The organism is Cellulosimicrobium funkei (assembly GCF_900155925.1).
GTDB lineage: Bacteria > Actinomycetota > Actinomycetes > Actinomycetales > Cellulomonadaceae > Cellulosimicrobium > Cellulosimicrobium funkei.
On the sequence record NZ_FTMI01000006.1, the window covers coordinates 102467 to 124719 of the forward strand.

General features: G+C 71.8%; 17 protein-coding genes. 13 read left to right on the plus strand and 4 right to left on the minus strand.

Features of this window, described 5'->3' with window-relative positions:
- Positions 1–63 precede the first annotated feature (63 nt).
- From BXA05_RS15320 to BXA05_RS15345, 6 genes are all read left to right on the plus strand, one after another.
- Positions 64–1029 carry a glycosyltransferase gene (locus tag BXA05_RS15320; protein ID WP_241005835.1) on the plus strand — a complete coding sequence of 322 codons (966 nt, stop codon included), beginning with the start codon at positions 64–66 and terminating at the stop codon, positions 1027–1029.
- Positions 1026–1874, plus strand: coding sequence for a glycosyltransferase (locus BXA05_RS15325; protein ID WP_061267484.1), 849 nt, complete (start codon positions 1026–1028; stop codon positions 1872–1874). Before BXA05_RS15320 ends, BXA05_RS15325 begins: the two co-directional genes overlap by 4 nt.
- A 195-nt stretch (positions 1875–2069) precedes the next feature.
- Complete coding sequence (glf, locus tag BXA05_RS15330) at positions 2070–3257, plus strand: UDP-galactopyranose mutase (protein ID WP_061267485.1); 1188 nt, start codon at positions 2070–2072, stop codon at positions 3255–3257.
- On the plus strand, positions 3254–5266 hold the full coding sequence (locus tag BXA05_RS15335) for a glycosyltransferase (protein WP_061267486.1): 2013 nt from the start codon (positions 3254–3256) through the stop codon (positions 5264–5266). Before glf ends, BXA05_RS15335 begins: the two co-directional genes overlap by 4 nt.
- A complete protein-coding gene (locus tag BXA05_RS15340; RefSeq protein ID WP_061267487.1) occupies positions 5263–6132 on the plus strand; it encodes an ABC transporter permease in 870 nt (289 codons plus the stop codon). The genes BXA05_RS15335 and BXA05_RS15340 overlap by 4 nt, the downstream gene beginning before the upstream one ends.
- A 3-nt stretch (positions 6133–6135) precedes the next feature.
- The gene (locus BXA05_RS15345) at positions 6136–6861 is read left to right on the plus strand and encodes an ABC transporter ATP-binding protein (protein WP_061267488.1); all 726 of its coding nucleotides are present in this window, start codon (positions 6136–6138) and stop codon (positions 6859–6861) included.
- A gap of 435 nt (positions 6862–7296) precedes the next feature.
- On the opposite strand, the gene BXA05_RS15350 is transcribed toward BXA05_RS15345, so the two are convergent.
- On the minus strand, positions 7297–9465 hold the full coding sequence (locus BXA05_RS15350) for a phosphatidylglycerol lysyltransferase domain-containing protein (RefSeq protein ID WP_143311173.1): 2169 nt from the start codon (positions 9463–9465) through the stop codon (positions 7297–7299).
- Positions 9466–9643: 178 nt separating this feature from the next.
- Between BXA05_RS15350 and BXA05_RS15355 the strand changes: the two genes are divergently transcribed.
- Positions 9644–10624: a glycosyltransferase family 2 protein gene (locus tag BXA05_RS15355; protein WP_061267490.1), complete on the plus strand. Its 981-nt coding sequence runs from the start codon at positions 9644–9646 to the stop codon at positions 10622–10624.
- On the opposite strand, the gene BXA05_RS15360 is transcribed toward BXA05_RS15355, so the two are convergent.
- Positions 10625–12652: a SpoIID/LytB domain-containing protein gene (locus BXA05_RS15360; protein ID WP_076405922.1), complete on the minus strand. Its 2028-nt coding sequence runs from the start codon at positions 12650–12652 to the stop codon at positions 10625–10627.
- A gap of 87 nt (positions 12653–12739) precedes the next feature.
- On the opposite strand from BXA05_RS15360, the gene BXA05_RS15365 reads away from it, so the two are divergent.
- The 3 genes from BXA05_RS15365 to BXA05_RS15375 are packed head-to-tail and all read left to right on the plus strand — an operon-like array spanning position 12740 to position 15302.
- Positions 12740–13882, plus strand: a complete 1143-nt coding sequence (locus tag BXA05_RS15365; protein WP_076405924.1) for a DegT/DnrJ/EryC1/StrS family aminotransferase — start codon at positions 12740–12742, stop codon at positions 13880–13882.
- 44 nt (positions 13883–13926) lie between these two features.
- Positions 13927–14859 (plus strand): NAD-dependent epimerase/dehydratase family protein, encoded by a 933-nt coding sequence (locus BXA05_RS15370; protein ID WP_061267493.1) that lies wholly within the window; start codon positions 13927–13929, stop codon positions 14857–14859.
- Between the two features lie 2 nt (positions 14860–14861).
- Complete coding sequence (locus BXA05_RS15375) at positions 14862–15302, plus strand: acyltransferase (RefSeq protein ID WP_061267494.1); 441 nt, start codon at positions 14862–14864, stop codon at positions 15300–15302.
- Positions 15303–15382: 80 nt separating this feature from the next.
- On the opposite strand, the gene BXA05_RS15380 is transcribed toward BXA05_RS15375, so the two are convergent.
- Both BXA05_RS15380 and BXA05_RS15385 read right to left on the minus strand, forming a co-directional pair.
- Positions 15383–16369 carry a Gfo/Idh/MocA family protein gene (locus tag BXA05_RS15380; protein WP_061267495.1) on the minus strand — a complete coding sequence of 329 codons (987 nt, stop codon included), beginning with the start codon at positions 16367–16369 and terminating at the stop codon, positions 15383–15385.
- On the minus strand, positions 16369–17469 hold the full coding sequence (locus BXA05_RS15385) for a DegT/DnrJ/EryC1/StrS family aminotransferase (protein WP_061267496.1): 1101 nt from the start codon (positions 17467–17469) through the stop codon (positions 16369–16371). Before BXA05_RS15385 ends, BXA05_RS15380 begins: the two co-directional genes overlap by 1 nt.
- 250 nt (positions 17470–17719) lie before the next feature.
- Here BXA05_RS15385 and BXA05_RS15390 point away from each other — a divergent pair, with 250 nt between their 5' ends.
- From BXA05_RS15390 to BXA05_RS15400, 3 genes are all read left to right on the plus strand, one after another.
- Complete coding sequence (locus BXA05_RS15390) at positions 17720–18487, plus strand: DapH/DapD/GlmU-related protein (RefSeq protein ID WP_061267497.1); 768 nt, start codon at positions 17720–17722, stop codon at positions 18485–18487.
- Positions 18487–19551, plus strand: coding sequence for a lysylphosphatidylglycerol synthase transmembrane domain-containing protein (locus BXA05_RS15395; RefSeq protein WP_082774385.1), 1065 nt, complete (start codon positions 18487–18489; stop codon positions 19549–19551). The genes BXA05_RS15390 and BXA05_RS15395 overlap by 1 nt, the downstream gene beginning before the upstream one ends.
- Positions 19552–19642: 91 nt before the next feature.
- Complete coding sequence (locus BXA05_RS15400) at positions 19643–22222, plus strand: N-acetylmuramoyl-L-alanine amidase (RefSeq protein ID WP_143311174.1); 2580 nt, start codon at positions 19643–19645, stop codon at positions 22220–22222.
- The last annotated feature ends 31 nt before the right edge of the window (positions 22223–22253 follow it).

Here is a 22253-nt window from a genome sequence, read left to right on the forward strand (position 1 = left end):
CGCGGCGGCGCGGGAGCCCGGTCGCGGTCCGGTAGCCTGCTCGTCGTGTCGAGAACGGGTGGGGTGTCCGCCGAGCCCCGGGTGGTCGCGGTGGTCGTGGCGTACAACCGGCGCGACCTGCTCGTCGAGTCGCTCGACGCCCTCGCGGGGCAGACGCGCGCCGTCGACGCGGTGCTCGTGGTGGACAACCGCTCGGACGACGACTCCGCCGTCGTCGCCGGCGAGCACCCCGTCGGCGCGACCGTCCTCGAGATGTCGCGCAACACGGGCGGCGCGGGCGGCTTCGCGGCCGGGATAGCGCACGCCGTCGCGTCGATGGACGCGGACCTGGTCTGGCTCATGGACGACGACACGATCCCCTTGCCCGGTGCGCTCGAGGCGCTCCTCGAGGCGAGGGCTGCCTACCCGGGGCCCGTCGCGCTCCTGGGCAGCCGCGTCGTCTGGCACGACGGCCGCGAGCACCCGATGAACACTCCCCGCACGAGGCCCGGAGCCTCGCCCCGCGCCCTGTCGCGCGCGGCGGAGGCCGGCTCGCTCCCGGTGCGGTCGTCGTCCTTCGTCTCGATGCTGGTCGACGCCCGGGCCGTCCGGCACCACGGGCTGCCCGTCGCCGACTACTTCATCTGGAACGACGACTTCGAGTTCTCGTGCCGCCTCCTGCGGCACGGGACCGGCCTGTACGTCCCCGGCTCCGTCGTGGAGCACCGGACACGGACCTTCGGTGCGACCGACGTCGACCCGGGCGAGCGCTTCTACTACGAGGTGCGCAACAAGCTCTGGATGCTGCTTCGCTCGCCCGCTCTCGCACCCGAGGAGCGCGTGCTGTACGCGGGGTCGTCCGCGCGGCGGTGGGCTCGTACCTTCGCCCGGTCGTCGCGGCGCTCGGTCCTGGTGCGCTCGGCCGCGCGCGGCCTCCGGGACGGCCTCGTGCGCGGCCCGCGTCCGACGTCGCAGGTGCTGTCGGGCGCGACGCCGTGGGGAGACGAGGTCGTCGCGATTGAGGACGGCGTGCGGACGGGGGGACGGTGAGCGCCCCGTTCTCGGTGCTGCTCCCGGTCTACCGCGGGGACGTCGTCGCGCAGCTCCGCCGCTCCTTCGAGTCGGTCACCGCGGAGCAGACCCGGCAGCCGGCGCAGGTGGTCATCGTGCGTGACGGTCCCGTCGGCCCCGAGCTCCGCGCACTCCTCGCGGCCCTGCCCGCCCGGTCGCCGGTCCCGGTGGAGCTGGTCGAGCTCGAGCGGAACGTCGGGCTCGCGCTCGCGCTCGAGGCGGGCCTCGAGCGCTGCGCGCACGAGATCGTCGCCCGGCAGGACGCCGACGACATCAGCCGTCCGGCCCGGTTCGAGCGGCAGATTCCCCTCGTCGAGTCGGGGCTGGACATCGTCGGATCGGCGATCGAGGAGTTCGAGGACGAGTCGGAGGACGAGGGCGTCGCCGAGGGCCACCTGGTGCGGGTCCCGCCGCTCACCGGTGCGGAGATCGAGCGCGCCGTCCGCTTCCGCTCGCCGTTCAACCACCCGTCGGTCGTCTACCGCCGGTCGGCCGTCGCCGCGGCCGGAGGCTACGAGGACCTCCCGCTCATGGAGGACTACTGGCTTTTCGCCCGCATGATCGCGGGCGGTGCTGCCACGGCCAACGTCCCGGAGCCGCTCGTCCTCTACCGGGTGGGTGCCGGGTCGTACTCCCGCCGCGGGGGGACACGGCTGCTGCGCTCGGAGCTCGAGCTCCAGCGTCGGCTGCGGAGCATCGGGATCACGACCCCGGCCCAGGAGCTGCGGAACTCGGTCGTCCGCGGGGGCTACCGGCTCGTGCCGGAGGCCGTGCGTCGTCGTGCCTACGGGGCCTACACCCACCGCAAGCACGGCGGGGGATGAGAGCGGGCAGGGGCGTCGTCCGAGGACCGACGCCCCGGCCACCGGCGCGACGGCACCTGCGGGCCCGGTGCACCGCCCGAGCGGGCGCCCGAGGTGAAGGTTCGGTGAGGGAAGCCGGCCCCCGACCCCGGCGTCCGAGCGCGCGCCGCCTGCACGCTAGGCTTTGGTGGCTGCAAAACCAACTGAGGAGTGTGTGTGGACGCGGATCTTGTCGTCGTGGGTTCAGGCTTCTTCGGCTTGACCGTCGCTGAGCGGATCGCCGAGGAGCACGGCCGGAAGGTCCTGGTCATCGATCGGCGGAGCCACATCGGCGGCAACGCCTACAGCGAGCCGGAGCAGTCGACGGGGATCGAGGTCCACCGGTACGGCGCCCACCTCTTCCACACCTCCAACGAGCGGGTGTGGGAGTACGTGAACCGCTTCACGGCGTTCACGAGCTACGTCCACCGCGTGTACACCACGCACCGGGGCGAGGTCTTCCCGATGCCGATCAACCTCGGCACGATCAACCAGTTCTTCCGGTCGGCGCACGGACCGGACGCCGCGCGGGCGCTGGTCAAGGAGCTCTCGGCGGAGCTGGGGGACAAGAAGCCGGAGAACCTCGACGAGCAGGGCGTGTCCCTCATCGGCCGACCGCTGTACGAGGCGTTCATCCGGGAGTACACCGCCAAGCAGTGGCAGACCGACCCCCGCGACCTCCCGGCGTCGATCATCTCCCGGCTGCCCGTGCGTTACACGTACGACAACCGCTACTTCAACGACACGCACGAGGGTCTGCCCGTCGACGGCTACACGGCGTGGATCGAGCGCATGGCGGACCACAAGAACATCGAGGTCCGGCTCGGCGTGGACTTCTTCGACGAGTCCCAGCCGGTGAGCAAGGGCAACGTCGTCGGCAACGTGCCGGTCGTCTACACGGGTCCGGTCGACCGCTACTTCGACTACGCCGAGGGCGACCTCTCGTGGCGCACGCTCGACTTCGAGGAAGAGGTGCTCCCCGTCGGCGACTTCCAGGGCACCCCGGTGATGAACTACGCCGACGCCGACGTGCCGTACACCCGCATCCACGAGTTCCGGCACTTCCACCCCGAGCGGGACTACCCCACGGACAAGACCGTGATCATGCGGGAGTTCTCACGCTTCGCGGAGAAGGCGGACGAGCCGTACTACCCCGTGAACACGGCGGCGGACCGTGCGCGCCTGCTCGCGTACCGCGACCTCGCGGCCGGTGAGAAGGACGTCCTCTTCGGCGGCCGGCTCGGCACGTACAAGTACCTGGACATGCACATGGCCATCGGTTCGGCACTGTCGATGGTCGACAACAAGCTCGCTCCGCACTTCGCCCGCGGGACGAGCATCGAGAGCGGGGGCGTTGACGCATGAGCACCCAGACCCAGCAGACCGCGACGGACGAAGCGGCCGAGAGCGTCGAGCACCGGATCGTCCAGCGCGTGATCCTCCCGATCGAGGCCGACTCCGACAGCCTCCCGCTGTACGTCGAGGCGGGCGAGATGCGGGCTCGGCAGATCCAGACCGACCTCGAGTCCCTGTGGAGCCGGTCGCAGCAGAGCGACTCGTTCTCCCGCTCGAGCGAGCAGGTCCGGTCGCAGGACATCAACGGGCGTTTCTCCATGCTCGTCCGCCCCGGCCGCCGCATCTCCTTCGCGACCTACTTCAACGCCTTCCCGGCCAGCTACTGGCGCCGCTGGACCGTCGTGGAGTCCGTCCGCCTCACCGTGGCCACCTCGGGTCCCGGCTCCGTGACGGTGTACCGCTCGAACGCCCGCGGGGTCCAGCAGCGCGTCACGTCGGTCCAGGTGTCCGGCGACACGACGACGGACCTCGACCTCTCGCTCGCCCAGTTCGGCGACGGCGGCTGGTACTGGTTCGACCTGATCGGGGGGGCGGAGCCGTTGCTCCTCTCCCACGCCGAGTGGTCCGTGGACGCGGCCGCCCGCCGCGAGGGCACGACGAGCGTCGGCATCACCACGTTCAACCGCGCGGACTACTGCCTCGAGACCATCCGGACGGTGGCGGAGAGCCCCGAGGTGCGCGAGATCCTCGACGAGCTGATCGTCGTCGACCAGGGCACCCAGCGCGTGCGCGACCAGGACGGCTTCCCGGAGCTCGAGGCCGAGATGGGTCCGCAGCTCAAGCTCGTCGAGCAGGGCAACATCGGCGGCTCGGGCGGCTTCTCCCGCGGCATGTACGAGACGCTGCAGTCGGGGAAGAGCGACTACGTCATCCTGCTCGACGACGACATCGTGCTCGAGCCCGAGAGCATCCTTCGGCTGGTGAGCTTCGCGGACTTCACGCGCAAGCCGACCATCGTCGGCGGGCACATGTTCGACATGTACAACCGGTCGGTGCTGCACACCTTCGGCGAGGTCGTCGAGCCGTGGCGCATCCAGCCGGGGCTCCCGCACGCGGACATGGAGAACGGCCACGACTTCGGATCCTCGGGCCTGCGTGCGACGCCATGGCTCCACCGCCGTGTCGACGTGGACTACAACGGCTGGTGGATGTGCCTGATCCCGGTCGAGGTGATCCGCGAGATCGGGCTCTCGCTGCCGGTCTTCATCAAGTGGGACGACGCGGAGTATGGTCTGCGCGCTCGTGCGCACGGCTACCCGACCGTCTCTCTGCCGGGTGCGGCCGTCTGGCACGTCTCGTGGGCGGACAAGGACGACCTCGTCGGGTGGCAGGCGTACTTCCACGAGCGCAACCGCCTCATCACGACCCTCCTGTACTCCCTGTACGAGCGCGGTGGGCGCGTCCTCCGCGAGTCGACGTACATGGACGTCAAGCACCTCATCTCCATGCAGTACTTCTCCGAGCGCGGACGACTCATGGCGATGCGCGACGTGCTCGCCGGGCCGGAGCAGCTGCACGGGATCATCGGCTCCAAGCTGCCCGAGATCCGTGGCATGGTGCAGGACTTCAGCGACGCGCGGTACGCGCCCGACGCGGACGCCTTCCCGGCGCCGGCGCCGAGCAAGCCGCGCAACAAGGGCCGTGGGGTCCAGATGCCGAGCCGGGTGGCGCTCGTGCCGTGGGCGGCCAAGACGATGGTGCGCCAGATCGTCGTGCCCGTCGACGACGAGCGGGCCGACCGCCCGCAGACCCTCGTGTCCCACCAGGACGCGCGCTGGTGGCGGCTGTCGCAGTACGACAGCGCCATCGTGTCCAACGCCGAGGGCACGGGTGCGTCCTGGCACCGCCGGGACCCCCGGGTCGTCCGCGAGATGCTCACGGAGGGTCTGAAGCTGCACGCGCAGCTCTTCGCACGATGGGCCGAGCTCCGCAGCGCCTACCGTGACGCGCTTCCCGTGATCACCTCGGTGGAGGAGTGGGAGCGCACGTTCGCGGCCAACCCCCCTGCACAGCGGTGAGCACGGCCGCCGCAGAAGAGCGCCCTCTGGTCGAGCCCGGTCGCGGGCACGGGCTCCTCGACGTCGTCAGGCACAGGTTCCTCCTGCGTCTCGTCGTCAAGAAGGAGCTGCGTGTCCGCTACCGGGGCTCGGTCCTCGGGATGCTCTGGTCCTACGTCAAGCCGGCGGTCCAGTTCATCGTCTTCTACCTCGCGCTCGGGCTGTTCCTCGGCCTGAGCAAGGGCGTCGAGGACTACGCCGTCTACCTCTTCTCGGGGATCGTCGTCGTCAACTTCTTCGGCGAGGGATTCTCGAACGCCACGCGCTCGGTCGTCGGCAACGCCGCGCTCGTGCGGAAGATCTATCTCCCGCGCGAGCTGTTCCCGGTCTCGTCGCTGTGGGTCTCGGCGGTGCACTTCTTCCCGCAGCTGCTCGTGCTCCTCGTCGGGGCGATCTTGTTCGGCTGGCGTCCCAACGCCGCCGAGCTGGGCGCGGGGCTGCTGGGCTTCTGCATCGTCGCGGTGCTCGCCCTGGGTCTCGGCCTGCTGTTCGGCGCGGTCAACGTGTTCTACCGCGACGCCGAGAACTTCGTCGACCTCATCGTCATGGTCGCGACCTGGCTCAGCCCGGTGCTGTACCCGTGGCAGGCGGTGCGCGACGTCGTGCCCGAGTGGTTGTTCGTCGTCTACCAGCTCAACCCTCTCACCGCGGCGGTCGAGCTGTTCCACTACGCGTTCTGGTACCCGGGGACCACGAGCGGCACGGTCGAGATGCCGCCGCACCTGTGGCTGTTCGCGGTCGCAGGGCTCGTCATCTCGCTCCTGGTGCTGTTCGCCGGGCAGTCCGTCTTCAAGCGTCTCGAGGGGCGCTTCGCACAGGAGCTGTAGGACATGGTGTCAAGCATCGAGGTGCGAGGCGTCGAGAAGACGTTCACGCTCCGGCACAACCGCTCCCTCAAGGAGCTCGCGATGTCGTCGATCCGGCGCCAGCGTCTGGCGGACGAGTTCGTCGCGCTCAGCACGCTGGACCTGACCATCGACGAGGGCGAGACGGTCGCGCTCCTGGGCTTCAACGGGTCCGGCAAGTCGACGCTGCTCAAGCTCATCTCCGGTGTGCTGAAGCCCGACCGGGGCACCGTGCGGACCCGCGGCCGGGTCGCCGGGCTCATCGAGGTCGGTGCGGGCTTCCACCCGGACCTCAGCGGGCGGGAGAACGTCTACCTGAACGGTGCGATCCTCGGCATGTCCGAGGAGGACATCACCCGACGGTTCGACGACATCGTCGCGTTCAGCGAGATCGAGCGGTTCATCGACACCGAGGTGAAGTTCTACTCCTCGGGCATGTTCCTCCGGCTCGCCTTCGCGGTGGCGGTGCACAGCGATCCCGAGGTGTTCCTCATCGACGAGATCCTCGCGGTGGGCGACGAGCCGTTCCAGCGCAAGTGCCTCGACCGCGTGCGTTCGCTGCGCGACGAGGGGCGCACGCTGGTGATCGTCAGCCACGACCTCGACATGGTCGCCAAGCTGTGCGACCGGGGCGTCCTCCTCGAGGGCGGGGTGCTGACCGGGGACGGGCCGACGGTGGAGATCGTCGAGCGCATGAGGTCGTCGCACTGACGGAGTGACGCCGGGGATGACGCCGGCAGAGGACGCCGAGCGGTCCGCCTACGGGTGGGCCGCTCGGCGTCGTCGTGCTGCGCGCCGCCGGGTCGACACCCGCCACGCGCGGGGCCCCGTCGCTCGTCGCCGTGCGATCCCCGACACGCGTCGAGCCGTGCGCTCCCGTCGGCGCGTGGACGACGAGCTGCGCCCCTTCGCGGCGCCTGGGCTCGGGGACCTGGCTTCCCCGTGCGACGGGCTGAGGCCCCGGGCCGCCCTCGACCACCCGCCTCGGGCGCAGCCGGACGCTGGCGACAGGACGCGACGGTCCGCTCCGGGAAGCCCCCTCGGCGCGGCGGGTGGCGCGGACCGAGGAGCGCCCGTCGTCCACGCCCCCCCGCTCAGGGGTCGACGCGGGCCGACGCGGGAGGACTCAGGACGACTCAGGACGACTCAGGAGGGGACCGAGGACGGCGCGACGCGGCGGCGGCGCCGGACCATGCCCAGGGCCACCGACTGACCCAGTGCGAGCACGAGAGCGAGCCCTGCCAGGATCGCGCCCGAACGCACCGCAGGCGTCGTGTACTGGACCGTCACCTGGTCGGCGCCGTCGGGGACGTCGACCTGCAGCAGCCCTTCCGGGCTCACCTTCATCGGGATCTCGTCGCCGTCCGCGGTGGCGGTGTAGCCGGGCCAGGCCAGGCGGGCGAAGGTCAGCGTCCCGGAGCCGCTGACGGAGACCGTCTCGGTGGCGAACGAGGAGTCCGAGGAGGTGACCTCGAGGTCGCCCGTCGTGCCCGAGACGCGCCCGGGGAGGGTCAGGGGGTCGATCCGCTCCAACACGGCACGCTCGTCGTCCTCCTCCACGACGCGCCAGCCGTCCGGCGGACCGTCCGCGATCTGCTCCTCGAACTGCGTCTGCTGGAGGACGAGGGTCTCGACCCGCAGGGCGTCGAGGAGGTTCCCCTCCGTGCCGCGGACCGGGCGCAGAGCCTTCTCGAGCGCCTCGGGGCAGACGGAGCCCTTGTAGTCGATGCACAGCGCGTTCGCGAAGTCGCGGTAGCCGATGCCCGTGTAGCGGTTGACGGACTCGTGGCCGGAGACCACGGGCAGGTTGCCGAACAGCACCTGGGCCGACTCGATCGACTCGGACGTCGCCTGCCCCTGGTTCGCCAGCTGGAGCACCGTGCCCCGGAACCCGTCCGCCTGCGCACGGATCGCGCTCACGGACGACGGGGGATAGGTGCCGAGGTTCCCGTCGCTGGGGAACACCGACGTCTGGAAGAAGGTGAAGACGAGCGTGCCCGCGGCCAGGACACCGGCGAGCTGCTCGGTCGAGCGGCGGCCGACACGGAGGGCGAGGGCGACCAGGCCGAGCGTGACGACCAGGACCGCGACGTGGCGCAGCTGGTCCTCGGGCCGGACCGCGAAGGCGAGGTAGGCGCCCAGGAGCACCAGGGAGAGGCTGCCCAGCGCACGGGCGCGGGCGTGCGACGTCGCCAGCCCCGCGGTGAGCGCCACGGCGAGGCCCACGAGGACACCGAGGTACAGGTACTCGATGACGCGCAGCGGCCAGCGGAAGAGCCAGAAGTTCGAGGGCCCGAGCGCCATGACCGCGAAGACGAGGCCGAACACGGCCAGGCTCGGCGCGGTGCGCAGGCGCGCTCCGAGCGCCCCCCAGCGCAGCCACGGGAGGAGCGGCAGGACGAACCATGCCAGGTACACGGAGGGCAGCTGCTCCACGAGGGCGCCGCCCCAGTTCGTGATGGACGGCAGGTAGGAGGCGGTGCTCGACCCGGCGATGTCACCCAGGTCCGGGACCATGAAGGTGTCGTTGGCGATCCGTGCCAGCTCCTGTCGCGACGTCACGTCCTGCGTGCCGAGCAGGGGACCGAAGACGAGCCACGCGGTCATGCCCACGAGCGCGCCGGTGACGACCAGCGAGACCAGCCCCTGCCAGCGGCGCGCGATCAGGAGCTCCACGCCGAGAGCAGCCAGCACGACGACCAGCCCGAGGGCTGCGTAGGGGTTGCCCGTGGTCATCGCGAGGAAGCCGACGACGAACGTGAAGAGCGGCGAGCCGCCGCGGGTGACCTGTCGGTGGGCGACCCACCAGAAGGCGGTGACGCCCACGAACGCGGCCAGGCCCGCCGGCCACCCCGCCGCCTCGTAGAAGAGGGTGAACCCGGACACCGGGAGGGCGGTCGCGACGGCGAAGGCCGGCCATGACCCGGCCCCGTAGGACCGGGCGAGCAGATAGGTGCACACCGCGAGCAGCACGAGCATCTCGATGGCGACGACCGCGCCGGCGAGCGCGAGGTCGTCGAAGAACGACGTGAGGACGTAGTTCCCCAGGATCACCGGGTTCCACTGGCTGTAGGCGGCCTCGGCGGCGTAGTTCCCGCCCATCCACCCGGCCGGGTCCATCTGCGGCCAGACACCGGCACGCAGCTGCTCGCCGAAGTGGTGCCAGAGCGGGACGAACGACTCCGGCGCGTCGCCGTCGTAGAAGAAGTCGTTGCCCCGCCACGCGGCCACCACCCCGAGCAGAACGGTGACGAGCGGCGTCAGCACCGCCGGCAGGGACTGTCGAAGTCGTCCAGGGCGCGCGACGACGCTCATTCCAGCACATCCTCCAGGAAGCGGTTCCACCGCCGGGGGCGGTCTGGCACGGGCTCGGTCGGACAGTCTAGCCTCCGGGCGAGGGCGTCCCGGCCCGTCGGGCCGTCGTCGAGCACCGGCGACGATCGCTACCATGGCACGGCGCCCGAGGCGGAGCGTGACACGAGGACGGAGAACCATGAACCCGACGGCAGGCCGACTGAGCCTGATCATCCCCGCGCTCAACGAGTACGAGAGCGCGGGCGAGATCGTCGACTTCTACCGAGACATCGTTGCTGCGCACGACGACCTGGAGATCGAGCTCGTGCTCGTCGACGACGGGTCGACCGACGGCACCGCGGACGCCGTGCGCGCACACCTGCGCGACGACGACCTGGCGCTCGTGGTGTCGCTCTCCCGGAACTTCGGCTCGCACGCCGCGATCACGGCGGGCCTCACGCACTGCACGGGCGACGCGGCGCTGACGCTCAGCGCCGACCGGCAGGAGCCGCTCTCGGCGGTGGCGAGCTTCGTGGAGGAGTGGCGGTCGGGTGCCGACGTCGTGTGGGGGCTGCGCTCGGTCCGCGCGACGCGTCGCGGCCCGTCCGAGACGTTCGCGCAGACCTTCTCCAAGGTCTTCAACCGCTCGTCGACGGTCCCGACCTACCCGGCCGAGGGCCCGTCCCAGATCCTCGTCACGCGTCGCGTGATCGACGTCATCACCCGCATGCCGGAGAACAACCGCAACGTCCTCGCGATGATCGCCTGGTCCGGCTTCGAGCAGCGCCGCGTGTTCTTCGAGCAGCTCCCGCGCCCCCACGGCGTGAGCAAGTGGACCTCGTCCAAGAAGGTGAAGCTGGTCGTCGACTCGTTCGTCGAGTTCTCCTTCGCGCCCGTCCGCTGGCTCACCACGGCGGGGCTGGCGCTCGGCGCCCTGGGGGCGCTGACGCTCCTCACGTCCCTCGTGCTGGCCTTCTTCCCGGGGGCGCCCGCCGGGATCGCCCTCGTGGCGGGTCTGGTCCTCGCCGTGGGCGGCGCGAACATGGTCGCCCTGGGTGTGGTGGGGGAGTACGTCTGGCGCGCGGGCGACGACGCGCGTCGGCGTCCGGTCTTCGTCGTGCGCGACGTCGTGCGTGCGGGGCGCGCCGCAGCCGTCCGCGACGGCGCCCCGCAGGCCTGATCAGGAGATCGCGGAGTGCAGGTCCCACCCGCTGCCCACGAGCCCGGCGGGGAGGATCGTCCCGCCCGGACCGACCGGGTAGCGGCGCAGCAGGCCGCCTGAGGTCCCAGGCTCCCGAGCGAGGAGCGCGGAGCCGCCCGAGCCGGCCGACCCCGCGAGCAGGTCGAACCCTCCCCAGCCGGAGTTGACGACCTTCGCGTCGAGGATCGTCCCGCCGGGCCCGGTGCGGTAGAGCACGAGCGACCCGTTCGAGCGCAGCCGCCCCAGGAGGTCCGGTCGTCCGTCGCCCGTCACGTCGCCCACGGAGACGACGGCGTCCAGCGCGTGCCACCCGGAGTTGACGGTCCGCGGAGGGTCGAACGTCCCGTCGGCGCGGCCCGCGTACAGCAGCAGGTCACCGAGCATGGTGGTCCGCGCGTACAGGTCGGGCCGTCCGTCGCCGGTGACGTCGCCCGCGGCGACGATCATGTCGACCGTGTGCCAGCCCGTGCCGACAGCACGCCGGGACGTGGACCGGCCGTCGCGGGCCTGTCCGTAGAGCCAGAGCGTGCCGGTGCTGCGCTCCCGCGCGTACAGGTCGGGCACACCGTCCTTGTCGACGTCGCCGGGCGAGCCGATCCAGTCGTGCATCCCCCATCCGGAGCCGACCACCCGCGGCGGCGAGAACGTCCCGTCGGCGCGGCCGGGGTAGAACGACAGCGTGCCCGACGTGGCGTCGCGGCCGTAGGCGTCGGGGACGCCGTCGCCGGTGACGTCGGCGACGACCCCGCCGCTGCCCTGCGTGCCGCCCGCCACCGCCCACCACGTGGAGCGCAGCCCGAACGCCGACCGGAACGCGTCACCGGTGACGGTGACCGACCCGGCCGTCCCCTCGACGCGCACCTGCGTGACGCGACCGCCCCAGCGGCCGTTGCCCGACCGCCCGAGCACGGTCAGGCGCGTGGGAGTGCCGACGGTCGGGTAGGCCGACCGGACCGATGCAGAGGAGACGACGGCCGTCCACGCGTTCGCGGTGCTCGGCACGACGCCGTCGTACGGGTCGGGGCGGGCGGAGAGGTACGGGAACGAGCCCGCGGCCGTCCACCCTCCGTTCGCCGCCGAGAACTGCGTGAAGGCGTAGCTGCGAGGACCCCCGGTGATGAGCACGTTGCCCGACGTCGCCGCGATGGCGGCGGTCGTCGCGGCGGCCTCGTGCGTCGTCGTCAAGGTGCCGTTCATCGTGTACGACGCCCTGCCGGAGTAGACCTGGCACGCCGTGGTGTCGCACGTGTCGATCTGGCCCCCGGCGTTCTGACGCTGGTGGCTCGCGTAGGTCCTGGCGGCCACCGCCTGCGCCCCGAGCGCCGCGGCCGGCCAGCTCGACGGCATCTCGGCAGGGACGACCGACAGGAGGTAGCTCTCCAGGGGGACGATGTTGACGGTGACGAGCGCCCCCTTGTCGACGGTGGCACCGACCCCGCCGCGGTACTCGCGCCGGTCGTACGACGGCCGGACGAGCCGCACGGCGCCGTCCGCCGCGTAGAAGGTGCCCCAAACGCCCGGGACCAGGCTGTACCGCTCCCACGTCGCGCGGGATGCGTCGACGTAGTCGAGCACGAGGTCCGAGGAGCCCTGGCGGACCAGGCGCCAGCTGAGCACGGCGCTGCCCCGGGGAGACACCGTCGGGAGCGGGAGGTCGCCTCCGCCCCAGCGCAGCACCAGCCCTGGTTCGCCGTCGACGACGACCTCCCCGGACCTGCCGGTCGACAGCCGGACCACGATCGGCTCGTCCGGCTGCCCCGTGAGAATCGTCCCCGGGTAGTAGAACCCGAGGATCTGCGCCGACGACTGCCCGAGCGAGGCGGCGCCGCGCGCGCCCCACTGGGACAGCCCTCGACCGTGGCCGTAACCGTGCCCCCACAGCTCGAAGTTCCCACCGGCGTCGGGCACCGCGGTCTCGTCCGCCGCGGCCGGTCCGGAGAGGGGGAGGAGCAACGCGATGCTGGCGACGAGCACGACGAGCGCCCTCGTCAGACGACCCACGACCATGAGCAACCTTCCTTGACACGCCCTGGCGCCGTCGCGGGCCGCTGCGCGGCGTGGGCGTTGGTAGACTTCGACGGACCTAGGAGGAACATGACACGGAACGTCGCACTCGGCCAGCCCACCGTCGGAGAGGAGGAGCTTGCCGCGGTCGCAGGCGTCTTCGAGTCCGGATGGCTCTCAGGAGCCGGGCCCGCCTGCCTCGGGCTCGAGGCGGACTTCGCCCAGGTCGCCGGGGTGCCCCACGTCCTCGCGACGTCGAACTGCGGGTCGGCCCTCCACCTCGCGCTCCTCGCCCTCGGGGCCGGGCCGGGTGACGAGGTCATCGTCGGCGACTACACCTTCCCCGCGACCGGGCACTCGGTCATGTGGACCGGCGCCAAGCCGGTCTTCGCGGACGTTCGTCCGGACATCTGGTCGATGGACCCCGCAGCCGTCGAGGCGGCGATCACGCCGCGCACGGTCGGGATCGTCGCGGTCGACGTCTTCGGGCAGCCGGCCGACTACGACGAGCTCCGTGCGATCGCCGACAAGCACGGCCTGTGGCTCGTCGAGGACGCGGCGTGCGCCGCGGGCGCGACGTACAAGGGCCGCCCGGCCGGGAGCCTCGCCGACGTCGCCGCCTTCAGCTTCCACGGCCGCAAGGGCATCACGGCGGGGGAGGGCGGCGCGCTCGTGAGCGCCCGCGCCGACCTCGTCGACCACGCGCGCAAGCTCCACACCTACGGGATCGCGCCGGCGATCGTGCGCGACGCCTCGACCGAGCTCCCGGTGCCGTCCTTCGACGAGCTCGGCTACAACTACCGCCTGTCCGACATCAGCGCGGCCATCATGCGCGTGCAGGTCCGACGCCTGCCCCAGCTGCTCGAGAACCGGACGAAGGCGGCCGCGGGCTACGCCACGCTGCTCGGTGACCTGGAGCAGGTGACCCTGCCGGTGGAGCTCGAGGACCGGACCCACCCGTGGCAGTCGTACGTGCTCACGCTCGACCCGGGGCTGGACCGGGGTGCCGTCGCGCTCGCGCTGCGCTCGCGTGGTGTGGGCTGCAACTTCGGCACCTATGCGAGCCACGTCCAGCCGCTCTACGGCGCCACGAAGGCGTGCCCTGTGTCGGCCGACCTGTTCGCCCGGCACATCGCCATCCCGATGCACGCCAACCTCACGGACGACGACGTCGAGTACGTCGCGCAGGTCGTCCGCGAGGTCGTCTCGACGGCCGCGACGACTCGTCGCTGACCAGAAGCCCACCGAACCACCGCCACTGAGGGAGCTCTTCATCCATGTCTGAAAACCGCACGGCCTTCGTCACCGGCGGTGCCGGGTTCATCGGCCTGCACGTCGTCTCGCAGCTTCTCGACAAGGGCTACGACGTGCGCATCTTCGACAACATGTTCCGCGGCGACCGCGACGCGGTCGCGCGTCTCGCCGAGCGGGGCAACGTCGAGCTCATCGACCAGGACATCCGCTACGGCGGGGCGGTCCACGCGGCGATGAAGGGTGCGAGCCACGTGGTGCACCTCGCCGCCGTCTCGATCAACAAGAGCCAGGCCGACCCGTACGAGTCGATGGAGATCAACACCATCGGCGAGCACAACGTCTTCGCCGCGGCGGCCGACCACGGCGTGAAGCGGCTCGTCTTCGCGTCGAGCGCGTCGGTCTACGGCGACCCCGAGAAGCTCCCCATGCACGAGGACGACACGCTCTCGCCGCTCACGCCCTACTGCATCTCGAAGCGCACCGGTGAGGACCTGCTCGGGTACTACCAGCGCCGCGCGGGGCTGTCGTGGATCGCGCTCCGGTTCTTCAACGTCTACGGACCGGGCCAGAAGACCACCGCCTACTACACGTCGGTGATCAACCACTTCGTGAACCGCATCCGCAACGGCGAGCCGCCCGTCATCGACGGCAAGGGCGAGCAGTCGATGGACTTCATCCACGTCCACGACATCGCGCGGTCCGTGGTGCTCGCCATGGAGGCGGAGAAGGACAACGTGCCGGTGAACGTCGGGACGGGCATCGACACGTCCATCGCGGACCTCGCCCGCATCCTGATCGACGCTGTCGGCGCCGACGTGGAGCCGATCTTCAACCCGCGCGACGTCCTCGTGAGCCGCCGTGCCGCAGACACCACGCGCGCGAAGGACGTGCTCGGCTTCGAGCCGACCATCAACGTCAAGGACGGCATGACCGAGCTCATCCGCATCGGGGGCTGACCTTGGCCGAGGACCGGGCCGGCCTGCCCGCCAACCCGTACAACCCGCTCGCGTGGATCGTTGGGGAGCCGACCATCGGCCAGGGCACGTGGATCGGCGCGTTCACGGTGATCGACGGCTCCGGTGGGCTCACCATCGGGGAGGGCTGCGACATCTCGTCGGGCGTCCAGATCTACACCCACTCGTCGGCACGGCGCTGCGTCAGCGGACGTCGCCACCCGACCGTGGACCGGGCGCCCGTGACGATCGGGGACCGCGTCTTCGTCGGCGCGGGGGCGGTCATCAACATGGGAGTCACGATCGGGGACGAGGCGGTGATCGGCGCGGGAGCGGTGGTCACCAAGGACGTCCCTGCCCGGACCGTGGTCGCGGGCGTCCCGGCGCGTCGCGTCGCCTCGGTCGCGTTCGGCCCTGACGGCGTCCCGGAGTTCACGCAGGGCTGACGCGACACGGGCCTGCGTACACGAGAGGGGCGCACTCACACCGCGTGTGAGTGCGCCCCTCTCGCGCGTCAGGAGACCGGTCAGGCCTGAAGTGCCGCCTCGGTGGCGGCGTCCGCCTTCGCCTGCAGCGCCCGGGAGACGATCCGGTGCGAGGGCAGGATCGAGCGGCGCTCCTCCTCGGCGTCGGCCGTGCCCTCGACGAGGTCGAGGAAACGGTTGAGCTGGGTGACCAGGGGCTCGGCACCGACGATCTCCGGCACCTCCATCTCCGTCGCCTGACGGAACCCGGGGCCGCCGTCCCGCGCCTCCTCGATCGTGGTGTGACGGTACGCGGTGACTCCGCGCCGCAGCAGGTCGACCTCGATCATGCGGTCGAGCTCCTGGATGACGAGCGTCCGGACCTTGCGCTGGCCGATCCGGCTCGCGGAGACCGTCGCGATCCCGCCGCCGTCGAACCGCATGGACGTCTCGATCACGTCCTCCGCACCCGGCGCCGACTGCGGGCTGAAGTGGCCCACCTCGACCGAGAGGGACCGAGGATCGGCGTTCCCGAAGAACCGCGACACCAGGTCGACGTCGTGCACGAGGAGGTCCCACGCCACACCGGTCTTGATCCGGGGCGCGTACGGCGAGTGCCGCTCGGCGCGGATCAGGTGCGGCTGCTCGACCATCGACAGCGCGACCATCACGGCGGCGTTGTACCGCTCGAGGAGGCCGCACATCAGGGGGACGTCGGCCGCGAGGGAGGCCGCGAGGATCTCCTCGGTCTGCTCCAGCGAGGGGCAGACGGGCTTCTCCACGAGGAGCGGACGGCCCGCCTCGATGACGTTCTTGGCGATGTCGTAGTGGTACTCCGTCGAGGCGGCGACCACCACCGCGTCCACGCCGGCGAGGCCGTCGGTGTCCGGCGCCCAGCGGGCCCCGAAGCGCTCCGCGACGGCGCGGCCCGTCTGCTCGTGCGGGTCGACCACCAGCGCGAGCTCGGCACGCGGAGAGGCGGCGATCACGCGGGCGTGGTTCTGCCCCATCGAGCCCGCGCCCACGAGGGCGAGCTTCGGCGCCGCCATCAGGCGAGGACCTTCCGGAGCGAGTCGGCGATCGTCTCGACGTCCTCCGAGGAGAGGTACGCGTGCACCGGGATCGAGAGACAACGACGGACGACGGCGTCCGCCACGGGGGCGTCACCGATGACGACGTCCTCGCGGTCGCGGTAGCAGTCGTAGTCGTAGACCGTCTTCGGGTAGTACACGCCGCTGCCCACGCCGTGCTCGTCGCGCAGGCGCTCGATGATGCTCTCGCGGTGCTCCGCGCGCTCCTCGGGGAGCAGGACGGTGTACTGGTGCCACACGTGCTCGCGCCCCGGGAGCTGCTGGGGCAGGACGAGCCCGTCGACGTCGCCGAGCAGCTCGGTGAGCCGTGCCGCGTTCGCCCGCCGCTTGGTGAGGTTGTCGCCGTAGGAGTCGAGCTGCGGCAGGACGAGCGCCGCCTGCAGGTCGGTCATGCGGTAGTTGTGGCCGGCGACCTCGTACTGGTAGCGCTGGCGCATCCCCTGGTTGCGCAGGACCCGCAGCCGGTCGGCGAGGTCCGCGTCGTTCGTCGTGATCATCCCGCCCTCACCGGTGGTGAGGTTCTTGGTGGCGTAGAACGAGAAGCTGCCCAGGCCGAACGTCCCGGCCCCGCGGCCCTCGAACGTCGCGCCGTGCGCCTGCGCCGCGTCCTCCACGATGCGCAGCCCGCGCTCCTCGGCGAGCGCGCCCAGACCGGTCATGTCCGCCGTCTGGCCGTACAGGTGCACCGGCATGAGGACCTTGGTGCGGTCCGTCACCGCGGCGCGCGCCGACTCGGGGGTCAGGTTGAAGTCGTCCGTGGAGATGTCGCCGAACCGCGCCGTCGCCCCGGCCTCGAGGATCGCGTTGAGCGTCGCGACGAAGGTGAACGGGCTCGTGACGACCTCGTCCCCCGGCTGCAGGTCGAGGACCTGCAGCGAGGCCACGAGCGAGGTCGTCCCGTTGTTCACGGCGACGGCGTGCTCAGCCCCGACGAGCTCGGCGAAGCGCCGCTCGAACTCGGCGACCTTGGGGCCCTGGGCGATCGTGCCCGAGCGGATGACGTCGACGGCGAGCTCCTCTGCCTGGGGGCTGAGCCGCACGACGGAAATCGGAATCATCGATCATGCCTACTTTCCACGGTCCTCTACGGGCGTCGACGCTCAGACGTCACCGGGTGCGCGATGCGTGAGGCGCCTACGTCGGTGCCCCCCGGCTCCTGGGTAGAATCACCCGGGTCAGTTGCCGTCCGCCCCATCCTAGTCACCCGTACGACGCTGCTGGGGACGGACCAACGGCCCCTCGACGCAGTGCACGAGTCCTGAGGCGCCAGGGGGATTCTCGTCGGCGACCTCGTTCTGAAGGAGTACCGTGACCACCCACCAGGGACATCCCCGCATCCATCCGACGGCGTACGTCGGACCAGGCGTGGAGCTCGGCGCCGACGTGGCGCTCGGCCCGTACGTCACCCTGTTCGGCCCGCTGCGCGTGGGCGACAGGGTGTGGATCGGGGCGGGGGCGAGCGTGGGTGCGCCGCCGGAGATCGCGTCCCTGCGACAGAACACCGCCTGGACGGGCGACCTCGAGCACCAGGGTGTCGAGATCGGTGCGGACTCGGTCCTGCGCGAGCGCGTCGTGATCCACCAGGGCAGCGCGCGGCGCACTGTCGTCGGCGCCCGGTGCTGGCTCCTCAACGGCGCGTACCTCGCCCACGACGTCCAGCTCGGCGACGACGTGACCGTCTCCGCGGGCGTGAGCGTGGGTGGTCACTGCACGATCGGGTCCCGCGCGACCCTGGGGATGAACGCGGTCGTGCACCAGCGCCGCGTGATCGGCCCCGGTGCGATGGTCGGCATGGGCACGGCGCTGACGGGGGACGTCCCCCCGTGGACGAAGGTGTTCGGCGTGCCGCCGCGCCTGCACGGGGTGAACGCCGTCGGCCTGAGCAGGGCTGGAGCCGCGCCCGAGGTGGCGGACCTCCTCGCGTCGCGCTACGCGGACGGCGACCTCCTGCTGGACGACGCGGCAGGCCTCGACGCGATCGCCGCGGACCGCGCGGCATGGCGTGCGGCGGCGCCGACCCGACCGGTGCGGTCGTCGCTCGAGCGGGCGGCCCGCGAGATTCGGGAGGCGGTCTGATGGAGGACGCCCTGGACCGCGAGCACGTGTCCGAGCTCGCGCCGGAGAACCCGTCGACGGAGCCGGCCCCGCCGGCCGCACCCGCGCAGGACGGCGCGCCCGCCGCCGAGCCGCGGGCGCGCGACAAGATCCTCAACGTCGCGCGGTACGTGCTCCTGGCGACGGTGGTCGGGGCGGCCGTCTTCTACCTGTGGACCAACTGGGACGAGGTGCTGCCGTACCTGCGCGATATCTCTCCCTGGTCCATCGTCCTCTCGCTGGTCGCTGTCGTCGCGTCGATCGGGTGCGCGACGATGAGCTGGCAGGTCCTCGTCGACGACCTGGGCAAGCCGATCGGACCCGGGCGCGGCGCTCAGGTCTTCCTCGTGGGGCAGCTCGGCAAGTACCTGCCGGGATCCGTCTGGGCCTACGTGCTCCAGCTCGAGCTGGGCCGCAAGGCCGGGCTGGCGCGGGCGCGCGTCTTCGCGGGGACGCTCTTCTCGATCGCCGTGACGATCGTGGCGGCCCTGCTCGCGGGAGCCCTCGCCGTCCCGGAGATCGTGCGCGAGAACGGCGACCTCTCCTGGCTCTACTGGCTGTACCTCATGCTGCCGGTCGCGCTGATCTGCCTGCACCCGCGCATCCTCACGGCCGCCGCGCGCTTCGGGTTCAAGATCCTGCGCCGCCCGCGCCCCGACCACCCGGTCTCCTACCGCACCGTGCTGGCCTCCCTGGCCTGGGCTCTCGGCTCGTACCTGTGCAGCGGTGCCCACCTCTGGCTCCTGGCGCGCTCGAGCGCCGAGGTGGGTCCGTCGGTGTGGTTGCTGTGCGCCGGCGTGATGGCGCTCGCGATGCTCGCCGGCCTGTTCGCGTTCATCCTGCCCTCCGGTGCCGGCGTCAGGGAGCTGGTCATCGTGGCCGCGCTGGCACCCCTCGTCGGGACGCCCGCCGCGGTGGCCTACGCGACGGTCTCCCGGCTGCTCTTCACCGTGGCCGACCTGATGACCGCCGGGGGTGCGGCCGGCCTCGCGGTCGTCGCCAAGCGTCGTCTCGGCCACTACCACGGGGATCCGGGCATCGACTGACCGGCACCGCTCCCGACCTGCGGAGACGCGGGGCGCTGCCTAGACTGCCGAGGGGCAGGACACGGCGTCCGCCGAAGGGGCAGGTAACGGAATGCTGGCAGCAAGGACGGCAGGGGCGGTGCTGTGCGCCGCGTTGTGCGTACCCACGACGGCTGGCGCCGCGTCGGCGGCGCCGACGGCGCAGGGCCCGGCACCGAACGTCACCGTGGCCGTCCCGGGTGACGTGACGCACCCCGCGGTCGACGCGCAGCAGGACGCGAGCACCGACGTCGCGGCGTTCGACCTCGGCGACGCGCCGGTCGTGCCGGCCGACGAGCCTGCCGCACCGGACGCGCAGGTCTCGGCCGAGGTGGCCGCGGCACAGGACGCACCGGTGCTCGGAGCGGTCCCCGCACGGGCGGTCGACGTCGACGGCGCGACCATCGTCGGGGTGACGTGGAAGGGCACCGTGTCGCCGGACCGGGTCGAGGTCCGGGCCCAGGGTGCGGACGACGAGTGGTCGGAGTGGACGGCGCTGGAGCCGGAGCAGGACCCCGACGGCGACGGCGGCGGCACCGACCCGTGGTTCACCGGCGGGGCCGCTCGCGTCGAGGTGCGCGCGTGGGGGCCTGACGGCCCGATGGCGGAAGGCCTCGACGTCGCGGCGATCTCGACCGACGTCACCGAGGTCGACGAGCAGCTCGGTGCCCAGGCTCCCGGCGTGCAGCTGGTCGGGTCCCGGGGGAGCAGCGCAGGCCGGTCGGCCGCCCTGGCAGGCCCGCTGCGGACGGGGACCGCGCCTGCGCCCCCGACCGTGATCTCGCGGGCCCAGTGGGGCGCCGACCCGGCACTCATGACGTGGACCCCCCAGTACGCGCAGACGACGGTGGCCGCCGTCCTGCACCACACCGCCGGGTCCAACAGCTACACCCCTGCCCAGTCGCCGGGGATCGTCCGCGGGATCTACGCCTACCACGCCCAGTCGCGAGGCTGGGGCGACATCGGCTACAACGTGCTCGTCGACCAGTACGGGCAGATCTTCGAGGGCCGCTTCGGCGGACTGACGATGGCGACGGTCGCCGCGCACGCGGGCGGGTTCAACTCCGGCACGTTCGGCGTCTCGATGATGGGCGACTACTCCTCCGTCGCGCCGTCGGCTGCGCTGCGCGAGTCGGTCGCCCGGATCATCGCGTGGCGGCTGGGCGGGTCCTACCTGTTCGACCCGTGGGAGGTCTCGACCTACGTGACCCCGGGGCACTCCACCTCCCGCTTCTCACCGGGTACGGGGGTGCGGATCTACCGGATCCTGGCGCACCGGGACGTCGCGTACACGTCCTGCCCGGGCAACGCCGGGTACTCGATCCTCCCGTGGCTCCGGAATCGGGTCGGCGAGCTGACCGGCGCGGCCAAGACGCAGATCTGGAGCAACTGGCAGGCGCTCGGCCGCACGTGGGGCGACGTGGGCCAGCTCGAGTCCGACGTCGGTACGGGGTCGGCCGCGTACTTCACGAACGGGTTCAGCGCGACGTACGAGCCCGGCGTGGGGGTGCACTCGATCTCGCCGCGCATCCGACCGGGCTGGCTCGCCGGGTCGGGGTTCACCGGCATGGGGTTCCCGCGGAGCTTCGAGTTCGACGTCGGCGACCGGCGCGGGCGCGCGCAGGAGTTCAGCGCCGACGCGAGCGTCGTCTGGAGCCCGCAGACCGGGAGCCAGGCCATCGGCGGTGACCTCCGCCGGGGCTGGTGGCGCGAGGGCGGCGCGACGGGCTGGCTCGGCTACCCCACGACCTCCCAGCGGTTCGTCGGGGACGGCCGCGGAGTCTTCATCGAGTTCGAGAGCACCGGCTCGCTCCTGTCGACGCCGACCACGGGCACCGCCGCGATCTCGGGGGCGCTCCGCTCGGAGTGGTGGCGGACGGGCGGCGCGACGGGAACCCTCGGGTACCCGAACCGGACGCAGTCCCCGGTCGGGGACGGCAGAGGTCTCTTCGTGGAGTTCGAGAAGGGGGGCTCCGTCCTGTGGACCCCGACCACCGGGGCCAGGACGCTGACCGGCGGTGTCCGCGCCGCGTGGTGGCGCAGCGGGGGAGCCACGGGTCTCCTCGGCTACCCCACGCGGTCCGAGGGACCGGTGGGGGACGGCGTCGGGACGTTCGCCGAGTTCGAGGGCGGCGGCACCATCCTCGCCACGGCGTCGACCGGTGCGCACGTAATCCACGGCCCGGTACGGCACTACTGGTACGGGCGCGGCGGCGTGAACGGCCTCGGCTACCCCACCACGGACCAGAAGCGGACCGCGGACGGCAGCGGGTGGGAGATCGACCTGGCCGCCGGCGTGACGACGGTCTCCGCCCCGTCGGGCGCGACCTACACCGTGTGGGGGGCGATCCGTGACCGGTGGCGTGCTGCCGGAGGGACCCGCGGGCCGGGCTACCCGGTCTCCGAGCCGGTCAACTACGCCGGGCGCGCCGGTGGGTACAGCTCGTTCTCGTCAGGTGCGCAGGTCGCGTGGACGCCGACGACGGGCGCTCTCCTCGTGCCGGCGGCGGTCGCTCGCGGCTGGTCGGACCGGGGAGGCTACGCGGGTCGTCTCGGAGTTCCGGTCGCCGAGGCCGTGACGACCGGAGGGACGACGACCCAGCGGTTCGAAGGGGGTACCCTGACCGTGCGCGACGGAGTTGTCACGGGCTGACGGAACTCCGTCCCGCCCCCGTCGCCGCGTC